We start from the raw sequence: 4,181 nt of genomic DNA on the forward strand, positions 1-4,181 counted from the left end.
TAGCTTTGAGAGGTTAATATTGAGATCACCCATGAAGGGGCAATAACTACATATCGATATGCAGAAATATAACAAACTGATTTATCGCATCATACTTCAGAAATGTAGCCATATACCATCAGGAAAAAAATAACAAGAAATAGCTATTTTAGAGAAGATCAATTTTAATCTCTAAAAAAGGGAAGCCCTGATTGATAACGGGCTAAACGATCTTCTAAGCCACGATAACCACCGTTGATTCGCTTTGTAATCAATTTAAAATGTGTCAGATTGGGTTCTTCATCAATCGCTATATGAAGATCTATCTGATCAGCAATCGAATTTAGGGTATGATTGTTCCAGTACCAGCCAGCACTTTGTGTGGCGTATTTTAATTGTTCGGGACTGCAGGCGTTTGCGTCTTTGCCGCCAAGCAAGCTTGGATTGGTGATAAAATCAACATTCAAATCATTTGACAGCCATTTATAATTACCTCGTCCGGTAATTTGAATCAACCCCCGTCCTTTGTACCTGACCCCATCACCAGGCGTGTTATTTCCAAGGCTCTTCCGGCCTTCATACGCTGCACCACTTGCCAGCTCCTCCGTATATAAAAGACCAGCACTTTCATGACCGATTTGGGCCAGAAAGCAAAGCTGGCGTTTCTTTGTATTGATTTCGTACATGCTGCAGGTGTCTGTAAGATAAGGCAGGAATTTTTGGGCGGCTTGAAGGGTAGATTTCGTTCCATGCTGTATCTGCTCTACTGTGAGGATATTGGTAAGGGAACCTGTATTTGCGACGATGCTTTTTGGGAGAAGTTCCAGTGCGCCTCCCCAATAATAATAGCCGGAGGAATCTTTATACCATTTACCCAATGCTGGGTTCGGCACTTCACTTGGTAGTGCTTCCTCGCCTTCAAAGGTATAGCCCTGGTTTACTGTTCCGGCTATTCCCTTTGTGTAAGGAAGAAATGGAGGAACAATGCTCCTTCTGTTTAATTTGGGTGCTTTTACAAGTAATTGTGCCATATTATCCTACGGCCTCCCCGCCAGCTTGCTGATTTCCAATGTTGACTGTTACAGGCTGCTGCTCTGGCGAAGTGCCTGCGCTTACGCCACTGCTGTTATTATTTTCTTCACGTTTTCCGGTTGCACGTATATTCACAAGCTTATTGAGCAAATCAAACCAGAAAGGGGCACCCAGGCAGATAGCCAAAGCTGTGAGTAAGAAACCTGCGATTTTTGCTGCATCCCAACTCTCGCGAAGAACATGAGCTGTGGTGTTTTTAATCCTCCTCAAGCCACTATAATCTTCAGTTGCACATTGATACGCTATTGACTGCGCATGTACTTTTGCTATTCGCAAAGAGTCTTTCAGGCTTTTACCATTGACTTTTGCCATGACCTGATTTTGGATAATACCTTGGATGTTAGATTTCTTAGCTGGAGCTGCTTTAATTACTATCGGGAGTGCTTTTCTTAATTTCTTCTCCAGTGTAGTATAAGCAGTTACAATTTTAACGCTGTCCGGTTCGAAAAGCTTTTTAAACAGTTTAATGCTATCGTTTGATCTACCGTAGTCCCCCCATCCTAAGGCCAGGATTTGATTAGGTTTTACGATACTTGTATCAATGATTTTGCGCGCATCTTTGATGGCCCGATCGTACCTTTCCCGGGCAAGTACAAGGTCTGAATCTCTTGATGGATTTAACGTATTAACCCTTGGATCATCTTTATAGTTATCTGCTTCTTTGATAGCAATTTGTACCAACTGATCGCGAGCATCTTTGTCTGAGGAAAGCTTTCCGGCAATCCTGATGATATCGACATTGAATGCAATTGCGATAAACAAACCAATAAGGAACAGTAATAGCTGTACCCGCCTTTTATACCATCCGGATATGCGGTCCATACTATCATCATACCATGTTTCTATTTTCTTTACAAAGTCATCGAGGTTATAGTAGCTGTTACGAAGATGCATCTGTAGGATCTGCAATGTATCCCTTTCAATAATCAGATCCGGTTCTTTGATAAGTGGCGTTTTAGTCAGGTAGTAACTTGCATATAAACTAAGGAGTTCTTTTATTTTGACCCCGTCAGCGCTATTACGAAGTTGTTCTGCAATCTGTTCCTTTGTTTGTCCTGGAGTATCTGCCAGTTTCGTTTCAGCAATGGCATCGAGTTTTCTGAAGAAATCATCACGGAGAATATCGATGATTACTGTTGAAAAATTACCTCCCGGCAGGTAAGAAGGTAATGAATATATACGGCTGGAACCATAATTTTTGATCATTGGATGGTCGTAAAAGTAATGACCCAGCCTTTTCTTCGTTACTGCTGGTTTATGGAAAAGATGAATAAAACTTTTAAAGAAGTCTATAGTACCGACAGCTAAACTCTCGATCCGAGAGTAATTTGGAGTATTGCAGAGCATTCCGTTGATAATACCATCCTTCAACGTTCGTGCCCTCAGCGCTAATCCCGAAGCGATAGCCTCCTGTATGGATGTGGCAAGCAGACTGTATAACAGAAATATGAAAACAACCCCGATGGCAACATCCAGTACAACATTATTAAACATGAGATTTATATTTAGTGCTAAATGTCATTTTATAAGCTTGTTTTATACTTTTGAGTGATACTCTTATTGACAATTAATATTATGATTTGGCAGGGATTATTTAAAGATACATGAGCAGAGTAGCGTTGGAAATAGTTACTTCTTGTCATTTTGATCGAGCTGGTTGATGGTGACAAAATTTTCTACTGCTGGACATTGAAGTCAAGATCAATAGCAATAAATTGCTATTTTTCAGCGCGTTGTGATTAGTTAAATTGTAAGACTAATCATGGAAGGAAAATCAGATAAATTTCTTGTATTCATCTACCGGGGAGCAATTCTGATCGGCTGCTTGAGTTTGACATCCTCTGCACTTTACCTTTTCTACTATCTGTTTAAATCTCCCCCTCCGGATCAGATCAAGCTGGAAACTATGGTGAGCTACAATTCTGAAAGGAGAATGGCCTTGATCTCAACAGCCTTTTCAATTGCTATGTCTTTCGGTTTTATAGGCTTTGCCTTATTTATAATTGATGCCAAAGGAGATCTTGAAGGCAGCGCCCAGCTCCCAACAACCAGTTTCAAAGTGGCGAAGATGTCGCCCGGTATTTTTGCCATTCTTTGCGCAACTGTCATCATCATTGTTTGTGCAAAAATTAAGATCGAGTATAATGTAGAATTACAGACACCGCTTGAAATTCAGGGGCAGGAACCTACTCAGGAACGGAAGGAAGATATCACAGATACATCAACAGATGCTGAAATACCCGCATTTGTAAAGAAGAAGAAACACGACGTTACTGAGAAGGACTCGACAAATTCAACACCAAATCAATAGCTTATGAAAGCATTGGCAGTTGTTTTAATGTGCGTGATTTCTTCAATCCAATGCTATAGCCAGGATGCCTGTTCCTCATTGGATAAGGAATCAGAAAAGATCCAGAAACTGAAGAGTAAGCTAAAAGAAAATTACAGGAAGAACTTATATGATGATCTGTTGAAGTCCTCAGGTAATGCGGCAAATTATTACGAGCAATGTATTGCATTAAACAGGAACCTAAGCCCCGCAGAACTGCTTCCGGCCTATTATCAGATTGGGAAATACTATTATGACGCAGGCAGTTGTGAACGCTCTAATGCTTACTTCAGGAAATGCCTGACGCTTAGCACAGTATCAAGTCAAAAATTCAATTCTACAACGAGGACATATAAGGAGATTATAGCAGACAGGCTGAAGGAAAAACAATGCTATAACACAGGGGCTGAAAATAACGCCGGCTTAAAGCTTGTCACTTCAAAATTCAGTTATCGCGATGGCAAAAATCTTTATGTCCAAAAAATATCAGAGCAGACAAACGAACTGCCTGAAGGTAAAAATAATTCCAATGTCCCCTACTTCGCAGATGAAATAGATCTGCTGCAAAGCAGAGTTTACAATCTGCGGGATTCAGTGAGGGCTATGGACTCCCTGAAAAAAATTGGTGGCAGTACAGCGGATTATAGAAAGACCGGCCCGTTTTTGTTAGTGAACGTCAAGAGCCCTGTTTCAAATGACCAGTCAGGGGGGCAGTCTGATCAGGACAATCAGGCAGCTAAAACGCATAACATCGCCGTACAGAGTATCACTAAGGATATCA

4 protein-coding genes are annotated in these 4,181 nt (G+C 40.9%); 2 read left to right on the forward strand and 2 right to left on the reverse strand.

The annotated features are described in order from the left end of the window. Nucleotides 1-164: 164 nt before the first annotated feature. Both ABWY16_RS10380 and ABWY16_RS10385 read right to left on the reverse strand, forming a co-directional pair. Nucleotides 165-1,010, reverse strand: a complete 846-nt coding sequence (locus tag ABWY16_RS10380) for a glycoside hydrolase family 19 protein (protein ID WP_353904574.1) — start codon at nucleotides 1,008-1,010, stop codon at nucleotides 165-167. Between the two features lies 1 nt (nucleotide 1,011). Next, nucleotides 1,012-2,565 (reverse strand): hypothetical protein, encoded by a 1,554-nt coding sequence (locus ABWY16_RS10385; RefSeq protein ID WP_353904575.1) that lies wholly within the window; start codon nucleotides 2,563-2,565, stop codon nucleotides 1,012-1,014. A 268-nt stretch (nucleotides 2,566-2,833) separates the two neighbouring features. Here ABWY16_RS10385 and ABWY16_RS10390 point away from each other — a divergent pair, with 268 nt between their 5' ends. Together ABWY16_RS10390 and ABWY16_RS10395 are read left to right on the forward strand one after the other, a co-directional pair. Continuing rightward, nucleotides 2,834-3,382 (forward strand): hypothetical protein, encoded by a 549-nt coding sequence (locus tag ABWY16_RS10390; RefSeq protein ID WP_353904576.1) that lies wholly within the window; start codon nucleotides 2,834-2,836, stop codon nucleotides 3,380-3,382. 3 nt (nucleotides 3,383-3,385) lie between these two features. Then, the coding region (locus ABWY16_RS10395) for a hypothetical protein (RefSeq protein ID WP_353904577.1) at nucleotides 3,386-4,181 on the forward strand (796 nt) is incomplete at its 3' end.

The organism is Pedobacter sp. (assembly GCF_040513095.1).
GTDB lineage: Bacteria > Bacteroidota > Bacteroidia > Sphingobacteriales > Sphingobacteriaceae > Pedobacter.